Genomic DNA, 26,212 nt, shown 5'->3' on the forward strand with positions numbered 1-26,212 from the left:
TGGTGCTGGGGATGACGGCCGGCCGGCCGGCGCTGGCCGCCGGCCTCGACCCTTGCGACCGGGGGGAGAGCGCGTTCACCCTGCCGACGGGAACGTCGGCCGGTGACGTCACACTGCGGCTCGGATGCGCCAGGCACGCGGGCGAGCTGCGTGCGTTGGCCGACAGTGACGACGACGCGATGTTCCAGATCACCGGTCACGGCGCCGAGTACCAGGACGAGTTCCACGACGCCATGCAGAAGCTCACCGACGAGTCGCGGCGGGCCAAGGCCAGCGGCACGTCGCTCGGCGAGTTCCTCGGGGACCGGTTCACGTTGAATCGTCCTGGCGTCGTACCGCCCACTGGTGAATGGGCGCCCCCTGCTCTCGCCTTCGACGGCAAACTGGTCACCGTCGGCGCCACCCTCGTGGTGGTGATCCCGGCGGGGGAGGTTCAGGCGACCGTGAGCTTCTGGCAGGGGGTGGTGATCACGGTTGGTGCGGGGGCCATCAGCCTCCTGGCCGTTGCCATCTGCGGTGTCGCGGCGGGCGCCCTTCCCGCGCTTGCCCCCGCCTGCGGCCCGTTCTCCGGCTTCTTCGGGGGCCTGTTCGCCGAACTGTTCGCCGCGATGTTCGATGGTCAGTCGCTCGGCAACAGTGAGGTCTGGGCCAAGGCGTTCTGGGCGGGAATGGTGGGCGCCGGACTGGCCTACGCCGGAGGCGCGATCATGAACTGGGCCCAGGAAGGTGGCGCGGCCCTCGCCCTGCGCCTGCAGACCTATCTGCGGACCTCGTTCTACAACCTGCTTGTGTGGCTGGGCGCCCGTACGGGGACCAGACAGGCGCTCGAAAGCGTGACCATCGAGCTGCCGGAGTTGATGCCGGCCATCGTTGCCCGGGGCCGGCAGGTGCTGGAGCAAGCCTCCACCGAGCTTCGGGTCATGCCGCTCGGTGATTCGATCACCGCGGGTGTGGAGAGTTCGGACAACAACGGCTATCGCCGGAAACTGTTCGACGCGCTGGACATCGTCGCCGGCGACGTCGATTTCGTCGGCTCGCAGGAGGCCGGCACCATGGACGATCCCGACCACGAGGGGCACCCCGGCTGGCGGATCGACCAGATCGCCCGGGTGGCCGACTGCAAGGTGGCCCAGTACAAACCGAACGTCATCACGCTGATGGCCGGTACCAACGACATCAACCAGAGCTACGACCTGTCCGGCGCGCCCCAACGCCTCAAGAACCTCATCAACAAGGCGCTCGCCTACTCGCCCCGGGCCACGGTCGTCGTCGGCAAGCTGTTGCCCACCGGCAAGTCCGGCCTGCAACCCCGCATCGACGCCTACAACCCGGCGATCTACAACGTGGTGCGCGACCTGCGGGCCGAGGGCAAGCACGTGATCTGGGCGGACACCAGCACCATCCAGGCCAGTGAGGGCATGCAGAACGACGCCCACCCGAACGACGGCGGCTACGCCAAGCTCGCTTACGCCTTCTACTTCGGCATCGGGGAGGCCCTGGACCAGGGCTGGATCCGGACGCCCGAGATGCCGGAGCCGGGCGAACCGTGCAACGCGACCGGCAACCCGGTCGACGACGGTACGGCGCTGGGGTCCGGTTGGAGTCGGATCGGCGTGATCGCTCCGGGCATGCAACGGCCGGCGAACTACGTCCGGACCGAGATCGCGGAGATGAACGGCGATCGGCGGCAGGACTACGTCCAGATCCGCCAGGACGGCTCGATCCGGGTCGCCATCAACACCGAGGACGAGCCCGGGCACATCACCTGGCCGCTCTGGCTGGGCGGCACCGGAGTGTTCAACCCGTGCTCGACCTGTGCGCAGGTCGGCACCGGCTCGAACCCACCCGAGTACGGCAACCAGATCCGCCTCGCCGACATGGACGGCAACGGCCGCGACGACGTCGTCTTCGTCACCGAGGACGGCACCATGGACGCCTACCTCAACCTCTCTCTCACGAACACCTCACCTCCGGGGTGGACCAAGATGGCGAACGCCGGCCCGGCGCAGTTGCAGGGCGTCAAGCGCACGCACATCCGGTTCGCCGACATCAACGGTGACGGCCGCGACGACGCCCTGCGCATCGGCGACAACGGCCGGGTCCACGCCTACTACAACATCGCTGACGGAGACTCGCTGATCAAGAAGCCGAAGTGGGTGGAGAAGCTGAGCTGGGCCCCCGGCGTCAACGGCGCTTCGCTCAACAGCCTGCGCTTCTCCGACGTCGATGGCGACGGCCGGGCCGACTACCTGATGGTCGGCACCGACGGCAGCGTCCACGCGTTCCTCAATCGGGGTGGCAAGGACGCGGGCGGCTTCGAGCAGCACCTGAACTGGTCCAACGCCTCGCACTACCCGCGCGAGTACATCCAGTTCAACGACGTCACCGGCGACGGTAAGGCCGACTACCTCGTCGTCTACCGCCAGGGCGCGGTCCGGGCCTGGCTCAACCGCGGCGGCAACCTCTAACCGGCAGCGGCCCACCCCGCCCCCGCGATCTTGCACTTTGTGTCGACGACACGTGGCTTTTGTCGCTGATGCGGCGACAGAAAGTGCAAGATCGACGGGGTCAGGGGGTGGGGAGGCGGAGGGTCGCCAGGACGGGGCGGTGGTCGGATTTCGGGAGGGGGAGCACGGTCACCTCGTCGACGGCTATGCGGCGGTCGACGAGCACGTGGTCGATCGTGACCGGGGGGATGAGGTCGCCGTCGTACGGGCCCCATGTGCCGGTCAGCCCCTTGCCGGTGGCGTCGGCGGCGTCGACGTAGCCGGTGTCCAGCAGCGCCCGCAGCGGCCCGTGATCGAGGGTGGCGTTGAAGTCCCCGGCGAGGATTTGCAGCTCACCGTCGGGCGTGGCCTGTGGTTGGGCGGTCAGGTCGGTACGCCACGCGTCGACCTGGTCCAGCGCGGACGGCGCCGACGGGTGGGCCGACTCGACCCGGACCGGTGCCGCTCCGGGGACGGCCACAGTGCCGTACGCCTGGGTGAATCCCCAGCCGCCCTGGCCCCGGTTGTTCCGGATGCCGACGTCGCTGAGCGGCCAGCGCGAGTAGAGCCCGGAGCCGGGCGTGCCGACGTGTGCGTTGAGCTGCCGGTGGGGGAGCAGCCGGTCGAGGCCGAGCCGGTCCAGCGCGGCCTGCGCGTCGGGCGTGAACTCCTGCACGGTGAGCACGTCGACCCGGTGCCGCCGGACCAGCTCCACGAGCGCCGACGCGTCGGCGGAACCGGCGAGCAGGTTCGCGGTGAGCAGCCGGATCGTCGGGCCGGTCACCGTCGGCTGCGGCGCGGCCAGCGCCCGGGGGGCGACCACACCGAGCAACGCCACCGCGGCCAGGGCCGCGACCGCCGCCGGCCACCAGCGCCGCAGCGCGACGCTGAGTCCGAGCACCAGCACGCTTCCGGCGGCGACGTACGGGGTGAAGGCGAGCGCCTGCACCAGCGGCCCCCGGTCCAGCCCGACCAGACGTACGGCGGCCCAGGCGGCCGTGGGCCCGACGAGCACCCAGCAGAGAGCGGTGCCGACCCACGTCCGGCCGCGGGTCGGCGCGGGCGGGTCGTCGGTAACGATCATGGCGTCAGCCTAACGGCACCGGTCCAGACAATTCGTGAATGGTTCTCCGTTCACCTTTCACAATTCTCTGACAGTTGAATGACACGGCCGATAATGCGAGATCAACTATTGACCTGCGGCTTTTGCCGGTGCTACGTTCCATCTGGTTGAAACGACGCAACTCTGAGTAGTAATCCCAGCTCAGGGCCGGTGGATGTCACCGAGGAATCAACCGTCTCATTCATTTCCCGGCAGTTATCCGTCCCGCCCCGCGGGTCGGCCGAATTCGCACGGTCACACAAGGGGGACCTGTCATGAGTACATCCTTCCGACGCAAGGCGGCAGCGATCGGGTTCGCGGTCGCGGCACTCACCCTGGCGGGTGGGGGCATCGCCGTCGCCCAGCCGTCGGCGAAGGCGCCGCAGGCGGCCGTCCAGCCGGCGGCGAAGCGGGTGGGCGACCAGCCGCCCGTCACTGCCGAGTCGGCACGGTCGGCCAAGGCCGCGCTGAAGGCCAGCGGTGCCACCACGTTGGCCACGGCCACCTACTTCACCGTCGTCAACGCCAACGGGACCAAGGTCCGGGGCACCGGCACCGTGATCAAGTACGGCGCCGGCCAGTACGAGGTGCAGTTCGGCGTGAACGTCTCGACCGGCGCCTACCTGGCGACCATCTCGAGCGCCAACTCCTGCTGCATCCCGCCCGCCGGTGAGGCCACGGTCGCCCCGCGGCTGAGCACCCCGAACGCGGTCTTCGTGCAGACGTACAACTCTGCCGGAGTGCCCGCCGACCTGGGCTTCACGCTGCTCACGCACACCTTCTGAGCGAGGTGACAGGGCCGGCCCCCGCGCATCCCGCGCGGGGGCCGGCTCCGTTGCGCCCACGAGCCCGCTGTGTGCTCTCGTGGTCGCCCCCGGGGTGATTCGGTCGTGCGCGGTCGACTCGCGTGGCTCGTCACTCTTTCGCGCGGTCCGTGCCTGATGCGGGCCCTCCGGGCCGGTCCGGCCCGCACAATCCGACGTTTGCCGGGGGTCCCGTCCGGGAAGCAAGCACCGTGACGGACATCTCGGACACCCTGGCCAGCATGCCCACCCCGGTCGATCCCGAGCCGACCGGCGCCGAGCTGGAACAGACCCTCTTCGAGGTCAAACGCGTGATCGTCGGGCAGGATCGGCTCGTCGAGCGTCTGCTCACCGCACTGCTCGCCAACGGGCACTGCCTCCTGGAGGGTGTGCCCGGCGTGGCCAAGACCCTCGCCGCGCAGACCCTCGCCACCGTGGTCGGCGGCACCTTCTCCCGGATCCAGTTCACCCCGGACCTGGTTCCCTCCGACATCGTGGGCACCCGGATCTACCGGGCCTCGAAGGAGACCTTCGACATCGAGCTGGGTCCGATCATGGCCAACCTGGTGTTGGCCGACGAGATCAACCGGGCGCCCGCCAAGGTCCAGTCGGCGTTGCTGGAGGCGATGGCCGAACGGCAGGTCTCCATCGGCGGACGCAGTTGGCCCGTACCGGCGCCGTTCCTGGTGCTGGCCACCCAGAATCCCATCGAGTCCGAGGGGGTCTACCAGCTCCCCGAGGCGCAGCGCGACCGGTTCCTCATGAAGGTGGTCGTCGACTACCCCAGCGACGCCGACGAGCTGGCGATCCTCTATCGGATGAGCAGCGACCGGCCCAGCCCGCGCCAGGTGCTCGACCCGCAACGACTGCAACACCTCCAGGGGCTCGCCGAGCGGATCTTCGTGCACCACGCCCTGGCCGAGTACGTGGTCCGGCTGATCCTCGCCACCCGCGACCCGGGCCGGTTCGGGCTGGCCGACATCGCGCCGCTGCTCGCGTACGGCGCCAGCCCCCGGGCCACGCTCGGCCTGGTCGCTGCCGCCCGGGCGCAGGCGCTGTTGCGCGGGCGGGAGTACGTGCTGCCCGAGGACGTCCGGGAGTTGGCGGTGGACGTCCTGTCCCATCGACTGGTGCTCTCCTTCGACGCCGTGGCCGACGGGGTCTCGGCCGAGAGCATCGTCCGGCGGCTCGTGGAGGCGGTGCCCCCGCCCCGGGTGGCCGCCGGACACCCCCAGCTGGCACCCGACCTGGCGGCGGCATGAGACGCGCCGGCCGTACGTCGGTGCCGACACCGCCCGATCCGGGTCTGGCCGAGTTGACCCCCGACCAACGGCTGCGCCGGCTCGAACTGACCGTCACCCGGCGGCTCGACGGACTGCTCCATGGTCAGTACCGCGGCCTGCTGCCCGGGCCGGGTAGCGAACCCGCCGGCAGCCGGGAGTACCGGCCGGGGGAGGACGAGGTCCGCCGGATGGACTGGGCGGTGACGGCCAGGACCGCCGTGCCGCACGTCCGCCAGGTCGACGCCGATCGGGAACTGACCACCTGGCTGCTCGTCGACTCCAGCGCCAGCATGGAGTTCGGCACCGCCGAGTTGGACAAACGGGAGCTGGCGGTGACCGCGGTGGCGGCCGTCGGCTTCCTGACCGCAGGCGTCGGCAACCGGTTGGGCGCGCAGGTGTTGAGCGCGGACGGGATGCGCCGCTTTCCGGCCCGCTGCGGGCGTACCCATCTGCTCGGTCTGCTGCGGGCGTTGCTCGCGGCCCCGCGTGCCAGCGCGCCCACCCGTGGTCCGGGGCAACGGTCGACCGCGCAGGTTCCGGAGCTGGCCGACGGGCTCGACGCGTTGCAACGGGTGGCCAACCAACGTGGACTCGTGGTGGTGGTCTCCGACTTCCTCGACGGCCTTGCGGACGACCCCGACGAGCCGCCGCCCTGGGAGCGGACCCTGCGCCGGCTGTCCGCGCGCCACCAGGTCCTGGCGATCGAGGTGACCGACCCGCGCGAGCTGGAACTGCCCGACGTCGGCCTGATCACGCTCGTCGACCCGGAGACCGGCCGTCGCCGCGAGGTGTGCACATCGGACCGCCGCCTGCGGGAGCGCTACGCCGCGGCGGCCGCCGCGCAGCGGGAGCAGGTCCGAGTGGCGTTGCGCCGCAGCGGGGCGACACACCTGGCGCTGCGGACCGACCGCGACGTCAGCGCGGACATCGTCCGCCACGTGCACGCCCAGCGACGGATGGCTGCCGCGCCGGCCGGGGCCGCCCGGGGAGGTGCCGCGTGAGCTGGGAGTCCCCGCTGCGGCTCTGGCTGCTGGTGGGTGTGCTCGCGCTTGTCGTCGCGTACCTGGTGGTGCAGCGCGGACGCGCCCGCTACGCCGTCCGCTTCACCAACCTGCGGCTGCTGGACCGGGTGGCGCCGGAGCGGCCGGCCTGGCGACGGCACGTGCCCGCCGGGCTGTTCCTGGCCATGCTGGCGTTGCTGGTGGTCGGCTTCGCCCGGCCCACCGCCGAGGTCCGGGTCCCCCGTGAGCGCGCCACGGTGATGGTGGCCGTCGACGTGTCCACCTCGATGCTCGCCACCGACGTCGAGCCGGACCGGCTGGCGGCGGCCAAGCAGGCGGCCCGACGCTTCGTCGACGGCCTCCCCGACGAGTTCAACGTGGGCCTCGTCGCGTTCGCCGGCAGCGCCGCCGTCCTGGTGCCACCGGGCACCGACCGGGACGCCCTGGACGAGGGCATCGGCCGGCTGGCCGAGGGGGTGACCGGAGTCCAGGGCACCGCGATCGGGGAGGCCATCAACACCTCGCTCGGAGCGGTCAAGAGCCTGGACAGCGAGGCCGCGAAGGAACCACCCCCGGCCCGGATCATCCTGCTCTCCGACGGGGCCAACACCTCGGGGATGGACCCGATGGAGGCGGCGGCGGAGGCCGTCGCGGCGAAGGTGCCCGTGCACGCGATCTCCTTCGGCACCCCGTCGGGGTTCGTGGACCGGGGCGGACGGCCGATCCAGGTCCCGGTCGACGGGCAGACGCTCAGGGCGGTCGCCGACGAGACCGGCGGGATGTTCCACGAGGCCAGCACCGTCGACGAACTGCGCGCCGTCTACGACGACATCGGCAGCTCGGTCGGCTACCGCACTGAACGCCAGGACGTCTCGGCGCGGTTCATCGGCCTCGGACTGGTGTTCGCGATGGGGGCCGCCGCCGGATCGATGCGCTGGTTCTCCCGACTGCCCTGACCGGCAGCGCCGACGTCGACCGTGAGGAGTACGCATGGCAGTGCAGACCGGACTGGGCGAACCGCGCGGTCCCTGGTTCATCTCGCCGGACCTCGATCCGGACGGGCGAGGGTGGTGGGACGCTCCCGGCTCGGGCCGTGACCCCGGCGGGCGACGGCCCGGTCGGCTGCTCGCCGCGCTGGCGATCGTGGCGGTCTCGGCCGTGTCGGGGGCGCTGGCCGGGGGTGTGGTGGCCAGCCGGGACGGTGCCGGCGGGCCGGCCGCCGCGTCCGCCGCGCCGGTGCCGGCGGAGCTGGTCACCGCCGCCGAGCGGACCGTGCCCGGTGTGGTGTCGGTGCTCGCCGGCGGTGCGAACGGCGCGTCCGCGACGGGCTCGGGATTCGCCATCGACGACCAGCAACACCTGGTCACCAACGACCACATCCTGGCCAAGGGCGGCGGCGGACCGGTGACCGTGGAGCTGCCCGACGGCCGCCGGTACGAAGCCGAGGTGGTCGGCCGGGAGGCCGGCAGCGACCTGGCGGTGCTGAAGGTGCCACCGTCGGCCGGACTCGCTCCGCTGCCACTGGCGAAGCCGGGCGCGACCCGGGTCGGTGAGCCGGTGCTGGCGGTGGGCTCACCGCTGGGACTGTCCGGGACGGTCACCGCCGGCATCGTCAGCGCGCTGGACCGCCAGGTGCGGTTGGGCAACAACCGGCACCGCGCGGTGCAGACCGACGCGTCGATCAACCCGGGCAACTCGGGCGGGCCGCTGGTCAACGCCCGGGGCGAGGTGGTCGGGGTGAACACCGCCATCGCCACCATCGACGGCAACGGCTCGATCGGAATCGGCTTCGCCATCCCGATCGAGCAGGTCCAGCAGACCGCCGACACGATCATCGGCAAGGGCGGCTGACCTGCACGAACGGTCCTGTCGGCCGCCTCCAGTGTCGGATATCCGGCCCGACGTCATCGGAGGATGGAAATATGACGCTCGGTATGGATACTGGCTGAGGTGGAGCGTCCTCTTCTCACGGTCCTCCTGCTGGTGGGCCTGGTCATCGGGTGGGCGGTGGGGTCGGCGTACGCCCGGGCACGGCGCGGGTGGACCGATTACCAGACCGCGAAGAAATCGGTGCCCGGCGCTCGCCGTGGCGCGTGGGTGCTGGTCCGCGGAGTGGCCGTGAAGGCCGCGGTCGTGGGGTTGCTGCTGTTCGGGGCCGTGGCGTACGCGGCGGCGGGTTCGGACGACGAGACCGCCGGCCCGGCACCCACCTCGTCCGCGACCCCGGGTGAGCCTTCGCGCCGGTGACCCGGTGCGCCTCCCGGGGGGCTAGCCTCGGGGCGTGGACGACGGACTGCGGGTGACCGACCGGTGGGTCGTCCCCGCCGGGGAGCTTCGGGAGCGCTTCTCCCGTTCGTCGGGCCCCGGTGGGCAGGGCGTGAACACCGCCGACTCCCGGGTCGAGCTGAGCTACGACCTGGCGAACTCACCGACCGTGCCCGAGTCGCTGCGGACGCGGGCGCTCGCGCGCCTCGCCAATCGGCTGGTGGACGGCGTGCTGACGATCGCGGCCAGCGAGCACCGGGCGCAGCTTGCCAACCGGGAGGCGGCCCGGGAGCGGATGGCCGCGTTGTTGCGCGAGGCGGCGGCCCCGCCCCCGCCGCCGCGCCGCGCGACGAGGCCTTCGCGCGGCGCGAAGGAACGCCGGTTGGCCGAGAAGAAGCGCCAGTCGCAGCGCAAGCGCGACCGCCGCGTCGACGGCGAGTAGCGGAACCGAGCTTCACTTCGACGGCATCCGCGCGCTATTGAGTGACATAATCTGGAATCTGTCAGTCGATCGGTGTACTGTCATCCGGGTACCCCACGTGAGAGGAAGACCGATGGACACCCGCACCCTCGGCAGCACCGGCCCCACCGTCTCGGCCCTCGGGCTCGGCCTGATGGGCATGTCCGACCTCTACGGTCCCGCCGACGAGGCCGAGAGCATCGCCACCATCCACGCCGCGCTGGACGCCGGCATCACCCTGCTCGACACCGGCGACTTCTACGGCATGGGCCACAACGAGATGCTGCTGCGCGACGCCCTGCGCGGCCGTAACCGCGACAACGCGGTGATCAGCGTCAAGTTCGGCGCCCTGCGCGACGTGGACGGCAACTGGATCGGCCACGACCTCCGACCCGCCGCGATCAAGAACTTCCTGGCGTACACGCTGCGCCGACTCGGCACCGACCACGTCGACATCTACCGCCCCGCCCGGCTCGCGCCGGACGTGCCGGTCGAGGACGTGATGGGCACCCTGGCCGACCTGGTCAAGGCCGGCCACATCCGGCACATCGGCCTGTCCGAGGTGAGCGCCGAGACGCTGCGGCGGGCGCACGCCGTGCACCCCGTCGCCGATCTCCAGATCGAGTACTCGTTGATCTCCCGCGACCCCGAGGCCGCGATCCTGCCCACCGCGCGCGAGCTGGGCGTCGGCATCACCGCGTACGGGGTGCTGTCCCGGGGCCTGATCAGCGGTCACTGGACGCCGCAGCGGCAGACCACCGCCCGCGACTTCCGCACCGACCTGCCCCGGTTCACCGGCGCGAACCTGGACCGCAACCTCGCCCTGGTGGACGCCCTGCGCACCGTCGCCGAGGCGCGGGGCGTGACCGTGGCGCAGATCGCCATCGCCTGGGTGCTGTCCCGGGGCGAGACCATCGTGCCGCTGATCGGTGCCCGCCGCCGGGAGCGGCTGACCGAGGCGCTCGGCGCCGCGACGGTCACCCTGACCGAGGCCGACCTGGCCGCGATCGAGGCCGCCGTACCCTCGAACGCGGTGGCCGGCAGCCGCTACGGCGAGGCGCAGATGGCCATGCTGGACAGCGAGCGGGCATGACCGTCCCGTCGTGGCGCGACCGCTCGCCCGGGGGTCGCGCCACGACCGGCGGCGGCGTCAGGGAGGCTGGGATGATGAGCGACGCCACCGCCCTGACGGCCGACCGCATCCTCGACACCGCCGAGGAGGTGCTGCGCCGGTACGGCCCGGCGAAGGCCACCGTGCTCGACGTGGCCCGCGCGCTGAGCGTCAGCCACGGCAGCGTCTACCGGCACTTCGCCAGCAAGGCCGCGCTCCGCGAGGCGGTCGCCGAACGCTGGCTGGCCCGGGTGTCGACCCCGCTGATCGGCGTCGCCACCGCCCCCGGGCCGGCCGCCGAGCGGCTGCGCCGCTGGCTGGCCGAGCTGAGCGGCACCAAGCGGCGGATGGCCCGCGAGGATCCGGAGTTGTTCGACAACTTCCACCAGCTCGCCACCCTCTCCGAGGGGGCGGTCGCCAACCACCTGGAGGTCCTCGCCGGTCAGCTCAATCTGATCGTCGCCGACGGGGTGGCCACCGGCGAGTTCACCGTGCCCGACCCGGCGGTGGCCGGCCGCGCGCTGCTCCAGGCCACCGCCCGCTTCCACCACCCGTCGCACCGGACGGAATGGGACGAGCCGGGCCTCGACGACGACCTGGCCGCAGTGGTCGCGCTGCTCCTCGACGGCCTGCGGGCCGGCCGGCGCTAGGGAACGGCGGCGAGCAGCCGGTCGCGGAGCACCGCCGCGCGGTCCGCGAACCCACGCTGTGCCGTCGCGTACTCGGCCCGACCCTCCGGCGTCTCCACCCGCACCGGCGGATGACCCAGCGCCGCCAGGTCGTACGGGCTGGCCCGCATGTCCAGCGTGCGAATCTCGCGGGCCAGCTCGAAACAGTCCGCCACCAGCTCGGACGGGACCAGCGGCGACAACTTGTACGCCCACTTGTAGAGGTCCATGTTGGCGTGCAGGCAGCCCGGCTGCTCGTTCGCGTGCTGCGTCTCGCGCGTCGGGTCGAGCAGGTTCAACGGCCGGGCCGGCGGGGTGAAGAACCGGTACGCGTCGAAGTGGCTGCACCGTACGCCGCGCTCCTCGACGACCTCGGCGGTCCGCTCCGGAGCCAGCCGCAGCGGCCAGGCGTTGTGCCGCAGCTCCTCGCGGGTCTGCCGGTACACCATCGCCCACTCATGCATCCCGAAGCAGCCGAAGTGCGGCGTCCGGCCCGCCGTGGCCGCCAGCAGCGAACGGATCCACGCGATCGAATCGCCGCGTCTGACGCGTACCCCCTCGGTGTCGAGGGTGACCCCGGCGGACGTGGCGCGGTAGTCCCGGCCGAACTCGGCCGGGTCGGCGTCGCGCAGCTCGACCCCCGCGCCCGGATGCCAGCGACGTAGCTGCGCCGGCCGGTGCGAGTAGTAGGTGAAGAGGAAGTCCTCCACCGGATGCCGCTCGCCCCGACGCCGCCGCTCCAGGTGCGGCGTCAGCCAGGCGTCCGCCCGCTCCTCGTGGGCCCGGCGACGGGCCTGCCAGGTCGCCACGTCGAGCACGGCGGGGGCGAGGGCGGCGGTCACGGAACCCAGGGTACGACCGCCGCCCGCGCGCCGGTCAGGGCATCTGCACCCGGACGCCGGCCGAGAACACCCCGCTGCGCAGCTCCAGTTGCTGGGGCGGATCCCGCCCGTCGACGGTGAAGACCAGCGGGAGCACCACCCGACTGCCCGCGGCCACCGGGTTGGCGAAGACGTCCCGCCCCAGGTTGGCCGCCCGGGTGGCCGGCTCGTCCGTGCTCACCCAGCGGTTGCCGGGCAGGTACGCGCGTTGCAACTGGCCGTGCCAGGGCTGCTGGGCGCCGGTGAGGTTGCGCACACCCACGGTGGCCTGACAGCTCCGCGCGCCCGGCGGTGGCGCGCTGGCCCCCGGGGCGGTGGCCGCGCTGCCCGCCGCGCCGCACGTCATCCGGTAGACGGTGAACTCGAACGCGGACTCCCGCAGCGGCACCCCCATCGGGCCGGAGACCCCGGTGCCCCGCCACGCGCCACTGGTCGGCTGCTTCTGGGTGTCGATCGACGAGACCTGCCGGGTCGCCGTCCAGCCAGCCGTGCCGATCACCCCCGCCAGCACCACCACTGCCGAGCCGACCAGCAGCCAGACCGGCGGGGTACGCCGACGTCGGCTCGGGCTCGGCGTCGCCGGGCGCGGGTAGATCGTTCCGCGTCCACCGTCTGCGGCCCCGTCGGCCAGGGCGGCGGCGGTCACCCGCGGTCCGCGTCGTCGACGACGCCACACCCAGGCCACCACGGCACTGATCAGCAGCAGGATCCCCAACCCGGCCAGCAGCACCGGGTACCGCCGCCAGGGCGGCGCCTCGGTGACCTCCGCCGCCGGTGCCGCGGCTGCCGCCTGCCAGGTGGCGGTGGCGCAGTCGTACGGCCGGCTGCCGTCACTGGTGAAGGCGCAGGCCGGCGCGGTCAGCGGCTGGCCCGGCGCGGTCGCGGTCAGGCTCGTGCCCAGCGTCGTGCTGCTGTGGGCCGGCAGCCGCAACCGCCACGTCACCTCGGACGTCGAGCCGTTGGAGCGACTGGACCGGCCGCCCGCGCTGATCGCGGTCGCCGACGAACCGGACGGCAGCTCCTGACGGACCGTGGTGTCGACCGGCGAGTTGCCCACGTTGCGGACGTGGATCCGGTACCGCGGCGCTGGACTGTTCTCCGGCGCTACCGCCACCGTGACCGGAGGCGGGGGCGCCGGCACGACCGCCCGCGTGGGCGTCGGCACCGCCGGGGGCGCCGAGGGCGGCGTGGGCTCCGCGCTGGTCGCCCGCGCGGCCACCGGCACCGCCGGCCCGACCGCCATCGGCCCGGTCGTCGGCGGCGGCGCGGCTGTGGGCGGCGCGGCTGGTCGTGGTGTGCCGGCCGCCGGTGGTGGCACGGTCGGCGGTGGCGTGACGACCGCCGGTCGTGGCGCGGCCGCCGCCTCCGGGGCCGCCGCGGGCAGGGCCGGCACGGCGGCGAGGATGCCGAGGCAGTGTACGAACACTGCGAGGGCTCTGTGGTGTCGTGTCGATGCAGGCATACGAACGAACCTCCGGAGCCGACGCTAGGGCGGCCCGGCCTCCGTGCGGGTACGAAGTGCGGAATCCCGCCTCGGCAGTCCCGCCCTGCGCTAGGGTGCCGCGACACTGACGGGTTGCGCACACCCGCCGGGCGTTGTGGCCGGTGGACGCGCTCGCGGGGCTAGATTGGCCGGGTGCGTATCGCTCGTTTCGCTCATGCCAAGGGAATGTCGTTCGGAGCCGTCGAAGGGGAGCCGGAGGCCGGGCCGCAGGGCCTGACCATCGCCGAGATCGAGGGTCACCCGTTCGGCCAGCTCACCTTCAGCGGGGCCCGCTGGGCCCTCTCCGACGTCCGGCTGCTCTCGCCGATTCTGCCCAGCAAGGTGGTCTGCGTGGGCCGCAACTACGCCGACCACGCCGCCGAACTCGGCAACGACGTGCCCAAGGAGCCGTTGCTCTTCCTCAAGCCGTCCACCTCGGTGATCGGTCCACGCGACGCGATCCGGCTGCCGATCTTCTCCAAGCAGGTCGAGCACGAGGCGGAGTTGGCCGTCGTGATCGGCGCCCCGGGCGCCCGCCGGGCCGACCGCGCCGCCGCCGAACGCGCCATCTTCGGCTACACCTGCGCCAACGACGTCACCGCCCGGGACCTCCAGCGCTCGGACGGGCAGTGGACGCGGGCCAAGGGCTTCGACTCGTTCTGCCCGATCGGGCCGTGGATCACCACCGGGCTGGACATCTCCGACCTGGAGATCCGGTGTGAGGTCGGTCGCAACCCCGACGAGATGGAGGTACGCCAGCTCGGCCGGACGAAGGACATGGTCTTCGACGTGCCCGGCCTGGTGTCGTACATCTCGCACGTGATGACGCTGCTGCCCGGCGACGTGGTGCTCACCGGCACCCCGGCGGGGGTTAGTCAGCTCGTCGAGGGGGATACGGTCTCCGTGCGGATCGAGGGCATCGGCGAGCTCAGCAACCCGGTGGTCCCCGTCGCCTGATCGGTCTGATGCCCCTGTTTCCGCAGCTCAAGGGTGTTTCGGGGGGATCGGATTTGGCCTGCCGGCACCGGGAGGGTAATGTTCACTCCCGGCGCCGCAAGGGGCCGATGGGGTATGGGGTAATTGGCAGCCCGACTGATTCTGGTTCAGTTAGTCTAGGTTCGAGTCCTGGTACCCCAGCGCAGCTGGGATTCGCGAGAATCCCGGACGCTGGATTCTGACGGAGTTCGACTCCGTCCCTGCGGGGGCGGAGGAGTGTTCTCCGGCGGAGTGCAGCTCCTCCACCCAGACGGGTGGGGGAGCGAAAGTTGTTCTGGCCCCGTCGTCTAGCGGCCCAGGACGCCGCCCTCTCAAGGCGGTAGCGCCGGTTCGAATCCGGTCGGGGCTACATCGTGCACAGCCCGTCTCACTACAGTGAGGCGGGCTGTTTCGTGTCCGCCGCCGGCCGGTTCGCGGCCCGCCGGCCGCGGCCTGCTGGTCGCGGCCTGGCTTGATCGACTCGGCTTGCAGGAAACCGTGGTGTCCTGGGCCGGCTGATAGGCCGAGTTCACGGAACCCGAGTCGATCTGGGCCGCATCGGGTGCGGCCGTTGCCCGTACCCCGTGCTCGCCCTCGCGGGCGGTGCCGCTAGACTACAAGTCGCACCGCCCGCGAGGGTGGTGAACAGGAAAGTTCTGGCCCCGTCGTCTAGCGGCCCAGGACGCCGCCCTCTCAAGGCGGTAGCGCCGGTTCGAATCCGGTCGGGGCTACAACCAAAGGCTCACCTCGCCCAACGAGGTGAGCCTTCTCCATTTCCCCCTCGGCCGTCGGCCGCCCCGGTCCTCGTGATCGAGACGTTCGCGTCATCGAGACCGCCGTGTCGTGACGCGAACCTCTTGATCACCAGGGGCAACCGGCCCACCCATGCCCGGCCCGGCCCGGCCCGGCCCGGCCCGGCCCGGCCCGGCCCGGCCGGTTGATCATGAAGTTATCGTCACGACACGCCGGCGCGAGGGGCAATAACTTCATGATCAACGCGGGTGGGTGGGTGGGTGGGGGTTGCCAGCTGGTGGGAGGGGGTTGGGCGGGGGTTAGAGGCCGGAGAGGCGTTGGCCGGCTCGGACTACGGCCATGGCGTGGCGTTCGCCGGGGCGGCGGCCGAGGCGTTCGATCGGGCCGGAGATGCTGATCGAGGCGATCACGCGGCCGGTGCGGTCGCGGATCGGCGCGGAGACGCTCGCCACACCGGCCTCCCGCTCGGCGACGCTCTGCGCCCATCCGCGACGGCGTACCTCGGCCAGCGTGCGGCCGGTGAACTTGCTGCGTGGCAGCAGCGGCATCACCGCCTCGGGCGGCTCCCAGGCGAGCAGGATCTGCGCCGCCGAACCGGCCGTCATGGGCAGCACCGAGCCTACCGGGACGGTGTCCCGCAAACCGCTGGCGCGCTCGGCGGCGGCCACGCAGATGCGCTCGTCGGCGCGGCGCAGGTAGAGCTGGGCGCTCTCACCGGTGGCGTCGCGCAGCGCGGCGAGCAGGGGCTCGGCGGCGGTCAGCAGCACGTCCGGTGCGGCGTTGGCCAGCTCGCCGAGCCGGGGGCCGGGGCGCCAACGGCCCTGTGTGTCCCGGACCAGCATCCGGTGGATCTCCAGGGCCTGCGCCAGCCGGTGTGCGGTGGCTCGGGGCAGCTTGGTGCGTTCAACGAGTTCGGCAAGGCTGGCGCCGTCGACGCAGGCGGCCAGGATGACCACCGCCTTGTCGAGAACGCCGACACCGCTCATACTGTGTCCCACAAGCCGAAACTTACCTCCCAGAATTTAGGATGTCCAGATGGTGGGAGTCACTCCTGAGCCGAGGACCCTGGCCGAGAAGGTCTGGGACGCGCACGTCGTACGGTCCGCCGCTGGTGAGCCGGACCTGCTCTTCATCGACCTGCACCTGCTGCACGAGGTGACCAGCCCGCAGGCGTTCGACGGGCTGCGGCTCGCCGGGCGCCGGGTGCGTCGTACCGACCTGACCCTCGCGACCGAGGACCACAACACCCCGACCGGGTACGCCGATCCGGCGTTCCGGTCCCGCCGTGGTGACCTGCTCACCATCGCGGACCCGACGTCGCGTACGCAGATCGAGACGCTGCGCCGCAACTGCGCCGAGTTCGGGGTGCGCCTGCACCCGCTCGGCGACGACAACCAGGGCATCGTGCACGTCATCGGCCCGCAGCTCGGGCTCACCCAGCCGGGTATGACGATCGTCTGCGGCGACTCGCACACCGCCACCCACGGCGCGTTCGGGGCGCTCGCCTTTGGCATCGGCACCAGCGAGGTGGAGCACGTGCTGGCCACCCAGACGCTGCCGCAGAGCCGGCCGAAGACGATGGCCGTGAACGTCACCGGCCAGCTCGCGCCGGGCGTCACCGCCAAGGACCTCGTGCTCGCGCTGATCACGCAGGTCGGCACCGGCGGTGGCCGTGGGCACATCGTGGAGTACCGCGGCGAGGCGATCCGCAACCTCTCCATGGAGGGGCGGATGACCATCGCCAACATGTCCATCGAGTGGGGCGCCAAGGCCGGCATGATCGCGCCGGACGAGACGACCTTCGCGTACCTCAAGGGTCGGCCGAACGCGCCCCAGGGCGCCGACTGGGACGCGGCGCTCGCCTGGTGGCGGACGCTGCCCACCGACGAGGGCGCGCGCTTCGACGCCGAGGTGACGCTGGACGCGAGCCGCATCACGCCCTTCGTCACCTGGGGCACCAACCCGGGGCAGGGCGCGCCGCTGAGCGCGCCGGTGCCCGACCCGGAGGAGTTCACCACCGACGCGGAGCGCGCCGCCGCCCGCCGGGCCCTGGAGTACATGGATCTGCGCCCCGGCACCCCGCTGCGGGAGCTGCCCATCGACGTGGTCTTCGTGGGCTCGTGCACCAACGGCCGTCTGGAGGATCTGCGGGCCGCCGCCGACGTGCTGCGCGGGCACCGGGTCGCCGACGGGGTGCGGATGCTCGTGGTGCCCGGCTCCGCCGCCGTACGGGAGGCCGCCGAAGCCGAGGGGCTGGACAAGGTCTTCGCCGACGCGGGCGCCGAATGGCGGTTCGCCGGCTGCTCGATGTGCCTGGGCATGAACCCGGACACGCTCAAGCCGGGCGAGCGCTCCGCCTCCACCTCCAACCGCAACTTCGAGGGCCGGCAGGGCCGGGGCGGACGTACCCATCTGGTGTCCCCGCCGGTCGCCGCCGCCACCGCCGTGGTCGGCCGGCTGGCCGCCCCCGCCGACCTGTAGAAGGGACCGACGAGATGGACAAGTTCACCACCCACACCGGTACGGCCGTGCCGCTGCGGCGGTCCAACGTGGACACGGATCAGATCATCCCGGCCGTGTACCTCAAGCGGGTGACCCGTACCGGCTTCGCCGACGGGCTGTTCAACGCCTGGCGGGAAGACCCGGCATTCGTGCTCAACGATGAATCCTATTCCGGTGCGTCGATCCTCGTCGCCGGACCGGAGTTCGGCACCGGATCCTCGCGCGAGCACGCGGTCTGGGCGCTGCGGGACTGGGGCTTCCGTGCTGTCGTGTCACCGCGCTTCGGTGACATCTTCCGCGGCAACGCACTCAAGGAGGGCCTGCTACCGGTCGAGTTGGAATTGAAAGCCGTCGAGGAGTTGTGGGATCTCGTCGAGGCCGACCCGACCACGCCGGTGACCGTCGACCTGACCGCGCGACAGCTCCGGGCCGGGGATGCGACCTGGTCGTTCCCGCTCGACGACTTCAGCCGCTGGCGGCTGATCGAGGGCCTGGACGACATTGGACTCACCCTCCGACACGCCGCCGACATCGACTCCTACGAGGCCGGCCGACTGCCGTTCCTGCCCTCCGTGGCATAGCCGTACGCGCACCCCCACATCGGATTTCGCCCCCACCGGTCCAACCGGTGGGGGCGAATCCGTTACGACACAAGGGCTTTTTTCCGCCGAATGTTTGTGTCCAGGCACTACAGGGCATACGGTGCGCGCAGAATGGCTCGCGTCGAGTCAGTTGCACAATCGGGAGGAAGTCGTGAACAAGGCCGAGCTCATCGAGGCGCTCGCCGTTCGCCTGGGGGACCGGAAAACGGCGACGGCCGCGCTCGACGCGGTCCTCACTGAGGTCCAGGCGGCGGTCACCAAGGGCGAGAAGGTGGCGATCACCGGATTCGGAGCATTCGAAAAGCGTGTGCGTGGCGCACGAACAGCGCGCAACCCGCGTACCGGCGAGGCGGTGAAGGTCAAGAAGACGTCTGTCCCGACCTTCCGTCCCGGCGCTGGGTTCAAGGAGATGGTGGCCAGCGGCAAGGTGCCGAAGGCCACGGTGGCGGCCAAGAAGACGGCGACCACCACGGCGAAGGCGGCCGGCACCAAGGCGACGGGCACCAAGGCCACCGCCACCAAGGCCACCGCCACCAAGGCGGCGAGCAAGAAGACCGCCCCGGCCAAGGCGAGCAAGACCGCCACGGCCACCAAGGCGGCCAGCAAGAAGACCGCCCCGGCCAAGGCGAGCAAGACCGCCACGGCCACCAAGGCGGCCAGCAAGAAGACCGCCCCGGCGAAGAAGAGCGCCGCGGCCACCAAGTCGACCACGGCGAAGAAGACCACCGCGGCGGCGAGCAAGAGCACGGCGGCCAAGAAGGCCCCGGCGAAGAAGGCTCCGGCCAAGAAGGCGGCCAGCAAGCGCTGACCGACCGACAGAGCGACGAGGGGCGTCCACCGCGCGGTGGACGCCCCTCGTGCGTGCCGGAACCGTTGACCGGACCGGACCGTACGCGCAGAATCGCCGTGCCGGCTCCCCCTTCGGGCTGGTCCGTCGACGGGAAGTGGGGCACCGGTGCGCTACCGCCAGCTCACCACCTCATCGCTCGCGCTGGGCGTCATCCTGTTCATCGACGTGCTACGCGTCTGGCTACCCGGCATCATCACCATCTTCGGGCAGGCCGCCTCCACTCCGGCCGAGTTGATGGGCGCGTTCGCGCTCGGCTGGTTCGTGCTGGCGCTGGCCGCGCCGGCGCTGGTCCGTCGGGTCGGTGCCCGTCCGGTGACCGTCGCGGCGGCCGTCGTGCTGGCCGTGGCCCGTCTCGCCCTCACCGCGACCCCTGGGGGCCGTCCGCAGCTCTGGTTGGCCACCACGGGCCTGCTGGCCGGGCTGGTGTGGCTGGTCGGCGTCGCCGCCGGCACCGACCGCCCGGTGCCGGGGCTGGCGCTCGGGCTGGCGGTCAACGCCGTTGGTCATGCGCTGCTGGACACCTACGACCTCGTCTGGCGCGGCGGCTGGGCGGCCTGGCTGCTCAGCATCGTCGCGGTGGCGCTGTTCCTGCTCGACGCCGCCCTACCCGCCGCGCCGCCCGGCCCCGGTGGGGCCCGATCGTGGCTGCTGTTCGGGCCGACGCTGCTGCTGTCCGGCATGGTGGCCCTCGCGCCGGCCCTGGCACAGGCCGGGATGTCGTACCTGCAAGCGGGCGGGTCGGTCGCCCGTTCACCGTTGTTCGGCCTGGCGCCCGTGCCGGTGGCGGTGGCCGGATTCCTGCTGGCCGCCCTGGCAGGCCCGATCCGGCCGTGGACCCGCCCACTCGGGCCGGTGGCCCTGCTGGCGGGCGCGGTGCTCTTCGCCCTCGACCGTGGCGATCTGCTGGTCGCGGCGATGCTGCTCAGCGCCGTCGGCCTCGGCGCCTGCCTGGCCCACACCGACAGCGCCGGTCGCACCGACAGCGCGGGCCGCCCCGACAGCGCCGGTCGCACCGACAGCGCCGGTCGCACCGACAGCGCGGGCCGCCCCGACAGCGCAGGTCGGACCGACAAGGCCGGCCCCGATCGGGTCCGGGCGGACGAGGCGGGCGATGGACGGCGGGCGGCGGCCCGCCGGGGGTACGCGGTGGCCGCCGGCATGCTCGTCTTCGTGGTCGGCTCGATCGGCTACTACTCCGCCTACGACCTCGGGTATCCCAACGCCGCCGTGCCGGTGGTGGTGGCCGGGGTGGTCGCCGTGGTGGCCCTGACGGCCCGTCCCATCCGCCTCCGGCTGCCCGGACCGTTGCCGCCCCTGCCGACCACGGCCGCGGTGACCGCGCTCGCCCTGCTGGCGCCGCTCGTCGCCGAGGAACTTCCGGTGGCCAGCAACCGGGAAGGGCCGCCGGAGCGGTTGCGGGTGGTGGCGTACAACATCCGGATGGGCTTCGGTCTGGACGGCCGGTTCGACCTGGCCGGGCTGGCCGCCGCGATAAACCGGCAGCGACCGGACGTCGTGCTGCTCAGCGAGGTGGACCGGGGCTGGCTGCTCAACGGCGGCCACGACACGTTGGACCTGCTGTCCGACCGGCTCGGCATGCCGTACGTCTTCGGGCCGGCCGCCGACCCGGTGTGGGGTGACGCGGTGCTCAGCCGCTGGCCGGTCACCGCGCCGGAGTCCCTGCCGTTGCCGGCCGTCGGGGCGCCGACCGGCGCGCAGGCGCTCGCCGTGACCCTCGACCTCGGCGACGACGTGCGTACCGTCGTGGTGAGCACCCACCTCCAGCCGCCGCCCGGCCGGGGACCGGTGGTCCAGGCCCGCGCGGTCGCCGACTTCGCCGTCCGGTACGCGGTGGGCCGCCCGCTCATCGTGGCCGGCGACCTGAACACCGAGCCGGGCGACGAGGCGTTCGGACAGTTCACGGGGGCGGGTCTGGTGGACGCGTTGGCGGCCGCCCGACCGCTGGCGACCAGCCCCGCCGACGACCCCCGGCAGCAGATCGACCACGTCTTCGTCTCACCCGGTCTGACGGCGACGGATCCGGTCGCGCCGCGCGGCGAGGCCAGCGACCACCTGCCGGTGGCGGTGACCGTCACGCTGCCGCCGCGCTGACCCGGTGCGCCGGGACCGACGACGCCGCGGCGTCGGTTGGTCGCCGACCCGGGCCGATCGGCGCCCAGGGTTCAGAGGCGATCGGTGGCGAGCAGTCGGTCGCCGACGAAGGCGAGCAGCCAACCGCCGCCCTTGGGGGTGGTGAAGTCGTCGTCGGTGCGGCCGGTCAGCCGCTCCAACGCGCCGGGCAGCACCTTGCCCTGGCTGCACACCGCCACCTGCCCGCCGACGCAGGCCAACTCCAGCACCCGCGCGGCGGTCGCCAGCACCCGTTCGTCGTGTTGCTGGCCGGGCTGCGGCTCGTCCAGGTCGCCGCAGACCTCGATGGGCAGGTCGAGGAGCGCGGCGGCCGGGTCCAGGGTCTGTACGCAGCGGCGTGCCGACGCCGACAGCAACCGGGCCGGCCGGACCACGGCGATCAGCGGCGCCAGCGCGTACGCCTGGGCCCACCCCTCGTCGTCGAGCGGACGGGCGGTGTCCGGACCGGTCCACGTGGCCCGCTTGCCGGCGTGCCCGTGCCGAACCAGCGCGACGGTCGCGGTCACCGGCGGCAGCGCGGCGAACGCGGCCAGCACCTCGGCGTCGTGTGGGTAGCTGACCAGCCGGATCGCGTCGTCCACGGTGAGCCATCGGATGTCGTCGACCTCGGTGCCCGGCTGGAAACCCCCCTCGGCGACGGCGAGCATCGACCAGTAGTCGACCAGTTTGGCCTGCCCCTCGCTGCGGTAGCGCACCGACGGCAGCCGCACCTGCGGTACGCCCCGCACGTCGGCCTCCTCGGCCACCTCGCGGACCGCCGCGACGAGCGGATGTTCGCCCGGTTCCAACTTGCCCTTGGGCAGCGTCCAGTCCCCGTAGCGCGGGCGGTGCACCACGCAGACCCGTACGCCGTCGTCGGTGGGTCGCCAGCAGACCCCACCGGCGGCCCGGATGCCCGTCATGGCAGCCATCGGGTCCGCCGTCGCCGGGTCGCCCGGTGCCACGCGTCGGGGAACCGGGCCCGCATCCGGCGGACCGTGTCGCGTTCCCGTTCGGCCAGCCGCCCGGCGGTGACCGCGATCTCGTGGTCGTCGGGTCGCTCGGCGGCGAGGGCGAGCCAGGTCTCGGCGGCCACCGCGGCGTCCTGGTGCTCACCGAGCACGTCCTGGACGCGGGCCAGCGCACGGGCCAGCCTCCGCGCGTCGCTGCCGACCGCCGGGAGGACGGCGGTGACCGCGTACCGGGCCTGTTTGCCCTGCTTGCGGACGGCGTGCCAGCGGTCGTCGGGTGCGAGCGGGTCGAGCCCGTCGACGCCGTCCGGGCCGGTGAGCCGCCGCCACGGGCGGGCCACCAGCTTCGGTAGCGTCCGGGCCGCCGGGGCGGCCGCCCGCCGGGTGAGCCGGGGCGCTCGGGCGGCCAGCACCAGGGCGTCCACCAGGGCGAGGTAGCGCGGGGAGCGCAGCGCCTCGTCGATGGCGACGAGCGCGCGCCGCTGCCGCTGCGCGAGCGCGTCGTCCAGCCGGTCGACCGCGCCCGCGTCGAGTGGGCTGAGCGGGTCGGCGGTCGCGGTGCGCCGCAGCCGTCCGCGCAGCACCTCGGCGTCGCGCGCCCCGCCGAGCACCCCGGCCAGCCAGCGCAGCTCGTCGCGCAGGGGACGGGCCCAGCTGCGGCGGACGAGTGGCCGGAAGGTCCGCAGGTCGCTGCGCAGCCGTCGGCAGGCCACCCGCATCTGGTGTACGGCGCTGTCACCGTCGCCGGTGGAGCGGTGCAGTCGGACGAGGGGATCGTGGGCCAGTAGCCGGCGTACCTCCTTGCGGACCGCCTCGGTGACCACCTCCCCGGCGCTCGGGTCGTCGGCCAGCTCACCCGGTGCTACCAGGTCCGGTTCGGCCTGCGCCACCGCGCCCAGCGCCCGCACGTGCTTCGGGGTGAACGAGCCGGCCCGCGCCCCGGCGTCACGCAGCACCGCGCCGACGCGGCCCAGCAGGTCACGGTCGCCGGCCTTGCGCTCGACCTCCACCTCGCGGAACTCATCCGTGCTGGTGCCGGCGTCGTCGAGGACGCTCACCCGGTCGTCCACCACCTCGGCGAGCACCGTGCCGTCCTCGGCGCACACCTCGTGGGCGTGCCGGACGGTACGCACCACCGTCACCGGTGCCAGGGGCGTACCCCGGTGCAGCGCGGTGACCAGCTCGACCAGCTCCGGCGGCGGTTGCCCGGCCGGCCCGGGACGGGAGATCTCATGCCGGACGCCGGGCGTGCCGGTGGGCAGCTTCACCGTCCACGGCGGCTCGTCCCCGGCACGGTGCCGCAGGGACGCCCCGGCGCGGGCCAGCCGCAGGTCGACCGTGTCCAGGTAGCGGGCGACGAGCGTCACCGGCGGCAGCGCCCGGACCCGGCCGCCGACGGGTGCGGCGGCGGACAGGTCGGGCAGCACGAAGGTGTCGTCCACCTCGTACTTCTGCTCCTCCTCGACCATCAACTCAGCCTAGGCGGTGATCGCTCAGCCGGCTGTGCCACCGACGCGGCGCAGCAACAGTTCCTGGAGATGGACGCGGGCCGCCTCGTCGCCGCCGGTGCGCCGGGTCCAGGTGCCGTCGCCGGCCAGCTCGAACGCGTCGACGTCTGGGCTCATGGCGGCGGTCAGCACATGGTCCAGCTCGGCCCGGGCGACCGGATCGCTCACCTGCACCAGCGCCTCCACCCGCCGGTCCAGGTTGCGGTGCATCAGGTCCGCCGAACCCATCCAGAACTCGGCCTCGCCGTTGTTGCCGAAGCGGAAGATGCGGGAGTGCTCCAGGAACCGGCCCAGGATCGAGCGGACCCGGATGTTCTCCGACAGCCCCGGCACCCCGGGCCGCAGCGTGCACATGCCCCGGATGAGCAGGTCGACGTGGACGCCGGCCTGGGAGGCCCGGTACAGCGCGTCGGTCACGCCCTCGTCGACCAGGGAGTTGACCTTGAACTGGACCAGGCCGGGCATGCCGAGGCGGACGTGCGCGATCTCCCGCTCGATCCGTTCGATCAGTCCGCTGCGGATGCCCTGCGGGGCGACCAGCAGCCGCCGGTACGCGGTCTGCCGGCTGTAGCCGGTCAGCACGTTGAACAGGTCGGTGAGGTCCGCGCCGATCTCCGGGTCGGCGGTGAGCATGCCGAAGTCCTCGTACAGCCGCGCGGTCTTCGGGTGGTAGTTGCCGGTGCCGATGTGGCAGTACCGGCGGATCTGGTTGCCCTCCTGCCGGACCACCAACGCCGTCTTGCAGTGCGTCTTGAGCCCGACGAGGCCGTACACCACGTGACAGCCGGCCCGTTCCAGGGTCCGGGCCCAGCCGATATTGGCCACCTCGTCGAAGCGGGCCTTCACCTCGACCAGCACCACCACCTGCTTGCCGGCGGCGGCCGCGTCCACCAACGCGTCCACGATCGGGGAATCTCCGCTGGTCCGGTAGAGCGTCTGCTTGATGGCGAGCACGTTCGGGTCGGCGGCGGCCTGCTCGATGAAGCGCTGCACGCTCGTCGCGAACGAGTGGTACGGGTGGTGCACCAGGATGTCCCCGTCCCGCAATGTGGCGAAGACGCTGCGTGGCACCTCACCCTCGGTGAGCCGGGGGTGCGTGGCCGGTACGAACGGCGGGTCCTTCAGGTCCGGGCGGTCGGCCTCGCCGTACACCTGCCACAGCGCGGACAGGTCCAGCAGGCCGGGCACCCGCAGCACGTCCTGGTCGTCCATGTCCAACTCACGGACGAGCAGTTCGAGCATGTGATCGGAGATCGACGCGGCGACCTCCAGCCGGACCGGCGGACCGAACCGGCGGCGGGCCAGTTCCCGTTCCAGCGCCTGGAGCAGGTCCTCGTCGCGGTCCTCGTCGACCTCCACCTCGGCGTTGCGGGTCACCCGGAACAGGTGGCACTCGACCACCTGCATGCCGCTGAAGAGCTGACCCAGGTGCACCGAGATCAGGTCCTCGACCGGCAGCATCCGTACGCCCGGTTGGTCCCGGTCGACGCGCACGAATCGCGGGACGTTGTTGGGCACCTTCACCCGCGCGAACAGCTCGGAACCGCCGTCCGGGTCGCGGACGGCCACCGCCAGGTTGAGCGACCGTCCCGAGATGTACGGGAACGGGTGCGCCGGGTCCACCGCGAGCGGGGTGAGCACCGGGAAGATGTGCTCCCGGAAGTAGGTGCGCAGCCGTTCCCGCTCGGCGTCGCCGAGGTCGGCCCAGCGCAGGATGCGGACGTCCTCCTCGGCCAGCCGGGGCAGGACGTCGTCGACGAAGCAGGCGGCGTGCCGGGCGACCAGTTCGGCGGTCCGTTCGGCGATCAGTTCGAGCTGCGTGCGCAGCGGGAGACGGTCGCCGCCGCGTACCGGAAGGCCGGCGGAGAGCCGCCGCTTCAGGCCGGCGATCCGCACCATGTAGAACTCGTCCAGGTTGCTGGCGAAGATCGCCAGGAACTTGGCCCGCTCCAGCAGGGGAGTGCTCTGGTCCTCGGCGAGCGCGAGCACCCGCGCGTTGAAGTCGAGCCAGGACAGCTCCCGGTTGAGGAAGCGGTCCTCCGGCAGCGGAGCCGGCGGCTCCTCGTCGTCCTCGGCGGGGGGCGGGGCCGGCTGGACTCCACCGGCCGCCGGGCCGTCCGTCTCGGTGGTCGGCACGGCGGGGTCGAGGACCTCGTCCAGCCCGGAGGAGGCCCCTCCCGGGTCGTCGGCGAGCGTGTCGGCGCGGGCGGCGCCGGCCCGTTCGGCCCGGGACGGACGGAAACGGCCGTCGGTGCCGCGGATGCGGGCGCCGTTGCGGGGATCGGTGGCGGGCGGGGTGACCGGGTGCTCGCGAGGGGTGCTCACCCGCTCATAATCACCCGAAGAGAGTTAACGCAAAATGAACTTGGCCCCGCCGG

Annotated in this window: 22 protein-coding genes and 3 tRNA genes; 18 read left to right on the top strand and 7 right to left on the bottom strand. The window is 72.5% G+C overall.

Going from position 1 to position 26,212, the window contains the following annotated elements; all coding sequences use genetic code 11:
• Nucleotides 1-11 precede the first annotated feature (11 nt).
• Nucleotides 12-2,468: a GDSL-type esterase/lipase family protein gene (locus ACN269_RS26060; RefSeq protein WP_421476572.1), complete on the top strand. Its 2,457-nt coding sequence runs from the start codon at nt 12-14 to the stop codon at nt 2,466-2,468.
• 100 nt (nt 2,469-2,568) lie between these two features.
• Here ACN269_RS26060 and ACN269_RS26065 read toward each other — a convergent pair whose 3' ends face one another.
• Entirely contained in the window at nt 2,569-3,570 is a 1,002-nt protein-coding gene (locus ACN269_RS26065) for an endonuclease/exonuclease/phosphatase family protein (RefSeq protein WP_421474885.1), read from the bottom strand.
• Between the two features lie 293 nt (nt 3,571-3,863).
• Here ACN269_RS26065 and ACN269_RS26070 point away from each other — a divergent pair, with 293 nt between their 5' ends.
• The 9 genes from ACN269_RS26070 (at nt 3,864) to ACN269_RS26110 (ending at nt 11,161) form a co-directional block, all read left to right on the top strand.
• Nucleotides 3,864-4,373 (top strand): hypothetical protein, encoded by a 510-nt coding sequence (locus ACN269_RS26070; RefSeq protein ID WP_421474886.1) that lies wholly within the window; start codon nt 3,864-3,866, stop codon nt 4,371-4,373.
• Nucleotides 4,374-4,603: 230 nt separating this feature from the next.
• Nucleotides 4,604-5,653: an AAA family ATPase gene (locus ACN269_RS26075; RefSeq protein WP_421474887.1), complete on the top strand. Its 1,050-nt coding sequence runs from the start codon at nt 4,604-4,606 to the stop codon at nt 5,651-5,653.
• The gene (locus tag ACN269_RS26080; RefSeq protein ID WP_421474888.1) at nt 5,650-6,675 is read left to right on the top strand and encodes a DUF58 domain-containing protein; all 1,026 of its coding nucleotides are present in this window, start codon (nt 5,650-5,652) and stop codon (nt 6,673-6,675) included. Before ACN269_RS26075 ends, ACN269_RS26080 begins: the two co-directional genes overlap by 4 nt.
• Nucleotides 6,672-7,631, top strand: coding sequence for a VWA domain-containing protein (locus tag ACN269_RS26085; protein ID WP_421474889.1), 960 nt, complete (start codon nt 6,672-6,674; stop codon nt 7,629-7,631). Before ACN269_RS26080 ends, ACN269_RS26085 begins: the two co-directional genes overlap by 4 nt.
• 34 nt (nt 7,632-7,665) lie before the next feature.
• On the top strand, nt 7,666-8,526 hold the full coding sequence (locus tag ACN269_RS26090) for a S1C family serine protease (RefSeq protein WP_421474890.1): 861 nt from the start codon (nt 7,666-7,668) through the stop codon (nt 8,524-8,526).
• A gap of 99 nt (nt 8,527-8,625) precedes the next feature.
• Complete coding sequence (locus tag ACN269_RS26095; protein WP_421474891.1) at nt 8,626-8,922, top strand: hypothetical protein; 297 nt, start codon at nt 8,626-8,628, stop codon at nt 8,920-8,922.
• Nucleotides 8,923-8,956: 34 nt separating this feature from the next.
• Complete coding sequence (gene arfB, locus ACN269_RS26100; RefSeq protein ID WP_421474892.1) at nt 8,957-9,382, top strand: alternative ribosome rescue aminoacyl-tRNA hydrolase ArfB; 426 nt, start codon at nt 8,957-8,959, stop codon at nt 9,380-9,382.
• 112 nt (nt 9,383-9,494) lie between these two features.
• Nucleotides 9,495-10,493, top strand: a complete 999-nt coding sequence (locus ACN269_RS26105; RefSeq protein ID WP_421474894.1) for an aldo/keto reductase — start codon at nt 9,495-9,497, stop codon at nt 10,491-10,493.
• A gap of 74 nt (nt 10,494-10,567) precedes the next feature.
• On the top strand, nt 10,568-11,161 hold the full coding sequence (locus ACN269_RS26110; protein WP_421474895.1) for a TetR family transcriptional regulator: 594 nt from the start codon (nt 10,568-10,570) through the stop codon (nt 11,159-11,161).
• Here the strand turns inward: ACN269_RS26110 and ACN269_RS26115 are convergent.
• Nucleotides 11,158-12,021, bottom strand: coding sequence for a 3-methyladenine DNA glycosylase (locus ACN269_RS26115; RefSeq protein WP_421474896.1), 864 nt, complete (start codon nt 12,019-12,021; stop codon nt 11,158-11,160). The two genes, ACN269_RS26110 and ACN269_RS26115, sit on opposite strands and share 4 nt — an antisense overlap.
• A 34-nt stretch (nt 12,022-12,055) precedes the next feature.
• On the bottom strand, nt 12,056-13,522 hold the full coding sequence (locus ACN269_RS26120; RefSeq protein ID WP_421474897.1) for a hypothetical protein: 1,467 nt from the start codon (nt 13,520-13,522) through the stop codon (nt 12,056-12,058).
• A gap of 174 nt (nt 13,523-13,696) precedes the next feature.
• On the opposite strand from ACN269_RS26120, the gene ACN269_RS26125 reads away from it, so the two are divergent.
• From ACN269_RS26125 to ACN269_RS26140, 4 genes are all read left to right on the top strand, one after another.
• Nucleotides 13,697-14,500: a fumarylacetoacetate hydrolase family protein gene (locus ACN269_RS26125; RefSeq protein WP_421474898.1), complete on the top strand. Its 804-nt coding sequence runs from the start codon at nt 13,697-13,699 to the stop codon at nt 14,498-14,500.
• Between the two features lie 108 nt (nt 14,501-14,608).
• A tRNA-Gln gene (locus ACN269_RS26130) sits at nt 14,609-14,680 on the top strand.
• Nucleotides 14,681-14,815: 135 nt separating this feature from the next.
• Nucleotides 14,816-14,888 (top strand) — tRNA-Glu (locus ACN269_RS26135).
• A 288-nt stretch (nt 14,889-15,176) separates the two neighbouring features.
• Nucleotides 15,177-15,249, top strand: a tRNA-Glu gene (locus ACN269_RS26140).
• 321 nt (nt 15,250-15,570) lie between these two features.
• Here ACN269_RS26140 and ACN269_RS26145 read toward each other — a convergent pair.
• Nucleotides 15,571-16,257, bottom strand: coding sequence for an IclR family transcriptional regulator (locus ACN269_RS26145; protein WP_091671614.1), 687 nt, complete (start codon nt 16,255-16,257; stop codon nt 15,571-15,573).
• A gap of 49 nt (nt 16,258-16,306) precedes the next feature.
• On the opposite strand from ACN269_RS26145, the gene leuC reads away from it, so the two are divergent.
• From leuC to ACN269_RS26165, 4 genes are all read left to right on the top strand, one after another.
• Nucleotides 16,307-17,752 (top strand): 3-isopropylmalate dehydratase large subunit, encoded by a 1,446-nt coding sequence (leuC, locus tag ACN269_RS26150; RefSeq protein ID WP_421474899.1) that lies wholly within the window; start codon nt 16,307-16,309, stop codon nt 17,750-17,752.
• Between the two features lie 14 nt (nt 17,753-17,766).
• Entirely contained in the window at nt 17,767-18,354 is a 588-nt protein-coding gene (gene leuD / locus ACN269_RS26155) for a 3-isopropylmalate dehydratase small subunit (protein WP_421474900.1), read from the top strand.
• 172 nt (nt 18,355-18,526) lie between these two features.
• Nucleotides 18,527-19,183 (top strand): HU family DNA-binding protein, encoded by a 657-nt coding sequence (locus tag ACN269_RS26160; protein ID WP_421474901.1) that lies wholly within the window; start codon nt 18,527-18,529, stop codon nt 19,181-19,183.
• A gap of 147 nt (nt 19,184-19,330) precedes the next feature.
• Nucleotides 19,331-21,337, top strand: coding sequence for an endonuclease/exonuclease/phosphatase family protein (locus ACN269_RS26165; RefSeq protein WP_421474902.1), 2,007 nt, complete (start codon nt 19,331-19,333; stop codon nt 21,335-21,337).
• 71 nt (nt 21,338-21,408) lie between these two features.
• On the opposite strand, the gene ACN269_RS26170 is transcribed toward ACN269_RS26165, so the two are convergent.
• From ACN269_RS26170 to ACN269_RS26180, 3 genes are read right to left on the bottom strand one after another with little or no spacing between them, the layout of a single operon-like run.
• Nucleotides 21,409-22,287 carry an NUDIX hydrolase gene (locus ACN269_RS26170; RefSeq protein ID WP_421474903.1) on the bottom strand — a complete coding sequence of 293 codons (879 nt, stop codon included), beginning with the start codon at nt 22,285-22,287 and terminating at the stop codon, nt 21,409-21,411.
• Entirely contained in the window at nt 22,275-23,795 is a 1,521-nt protein-coding gene (locus ACN269_RS26175) for a CHAD domain-containing protein (protein WP_421474904.1), read from the bottom strand. Before ACN269_RS26175 ends, ACN269_RS26170 begins: the two co-directional genes overlap by 13 nt.
• A 24-nt stretch (nt 23,796-23,819) precedes the next feature.
• Nucleotides 23,820-26,159: an RNA degradosome polyphosphate kinase gene (locus ACN269_RS26180; protein WP_421474905.1), complete on the bottom strand. Its 2,340-nt coding sequence runs from the start codon at nt 26,157-26,159 to the stop codon at nt 23,820-23,822.
• Nucleotides 26,160-26,212 lie beyond the last annotated feature (53 nt).

Source organism: Micromonospora sp. WMMD736 (genome assembly GCF_049179015.1).
In the GTDB taxonomy this organism is placed as follows: Bacteria; Actinomycetota; Actinomycetes; order Mycobacteriales; family Micromonosporaceae; genus Micromonospora.

Coding starts and splice junctions, on each gene's coding strand:
- ACN269_RS26060 (WP_421476572.1), top strand. CDS start 12: ATGACGGCCGGCCGGCCGGCGCTGGCCGCCGGCCTCGACCCTTGCGAC.
- ACN269_RS26065 (WP_421474885.1), bottom strand. CDS start 3,570: ATGATCGTTACCGACGACCCGCCCGCGCCGACCCGCGGCCGGACGTGG.
- ACN269_RS26070 (WP_421474886.1), top strand. CDS start 3,864: ATGAGTACATCCTTCCGACGCAAGGCGGCAGCGATCGGGTTCGCGGTC.
- ACN269_RS26080 (WP_421474888.1), top strand. CDS start 5,650: ATGAGACGCGCCGGCCGTACGTCGGTGCCGACACCGCCCGATCCGGGT.
- ACN269_RS26090 (WP_421474890.1), top strand. CDS start 7,666: ATGGCAGTGCAGACCGGACTGGGCGAACCGCGCGGTCCCTGGTTCATC.
- ACN269_RS26105 (WP_421474894.1), top strand. CDS start 9,495: ATGGACACCCGCACCCTCGGCAGCACCGGCCCCACCGTCTCGGCCCTC.
- ACN269_RS26110 (WP_421474895.1), top strand. CDS start 10,568: ATGAGCGACGCCACCGCCCTGACGGCCGACCGCATCCTCGACACCGCC.
- ACN269_RS26120 (WP_421474897.1), bottom strand. CDS start 13,522: ATGCCTGCATCGACACGACACCACAGAGCCCTCGCAGTGTTCGTACAC.
- ACN269_RS26145 (WP_091671614.1), bottom strand. CDS start 16,257: ATGAGCGGTGTCGGCGTTCTCGACAAGGCGGTGGTCATCCTGGCCGCC.
- leuC (WP_421474899.1), top strand. CDS start 16,307: ATGGTGGGAGTCACTCCTGAGCCGAGGACCCTGGCCGAGAAGGTCTGG.
- leuD (WP_421474900.1), top strand. CDS start 17,767: ATGGACAAGTTCACCACCCACACCGGTACGGCCGTGCCGCTGCGGCGG.
- ACN269_RS26170 (WP_421474903.1), bottom strand. CDS start 22,287: ATGGCTGCCATGACGGGCATCCGGGCCGCCGGTGGGGTCTGCTGGCGA.
- ACN269_RS26175 (WP_421474904.1), bottom strand. CDS start 23,795: ATGGTCGAGGAGGAGCAGAAGTACGAGGTGGACGACACCTTCGTGCTG.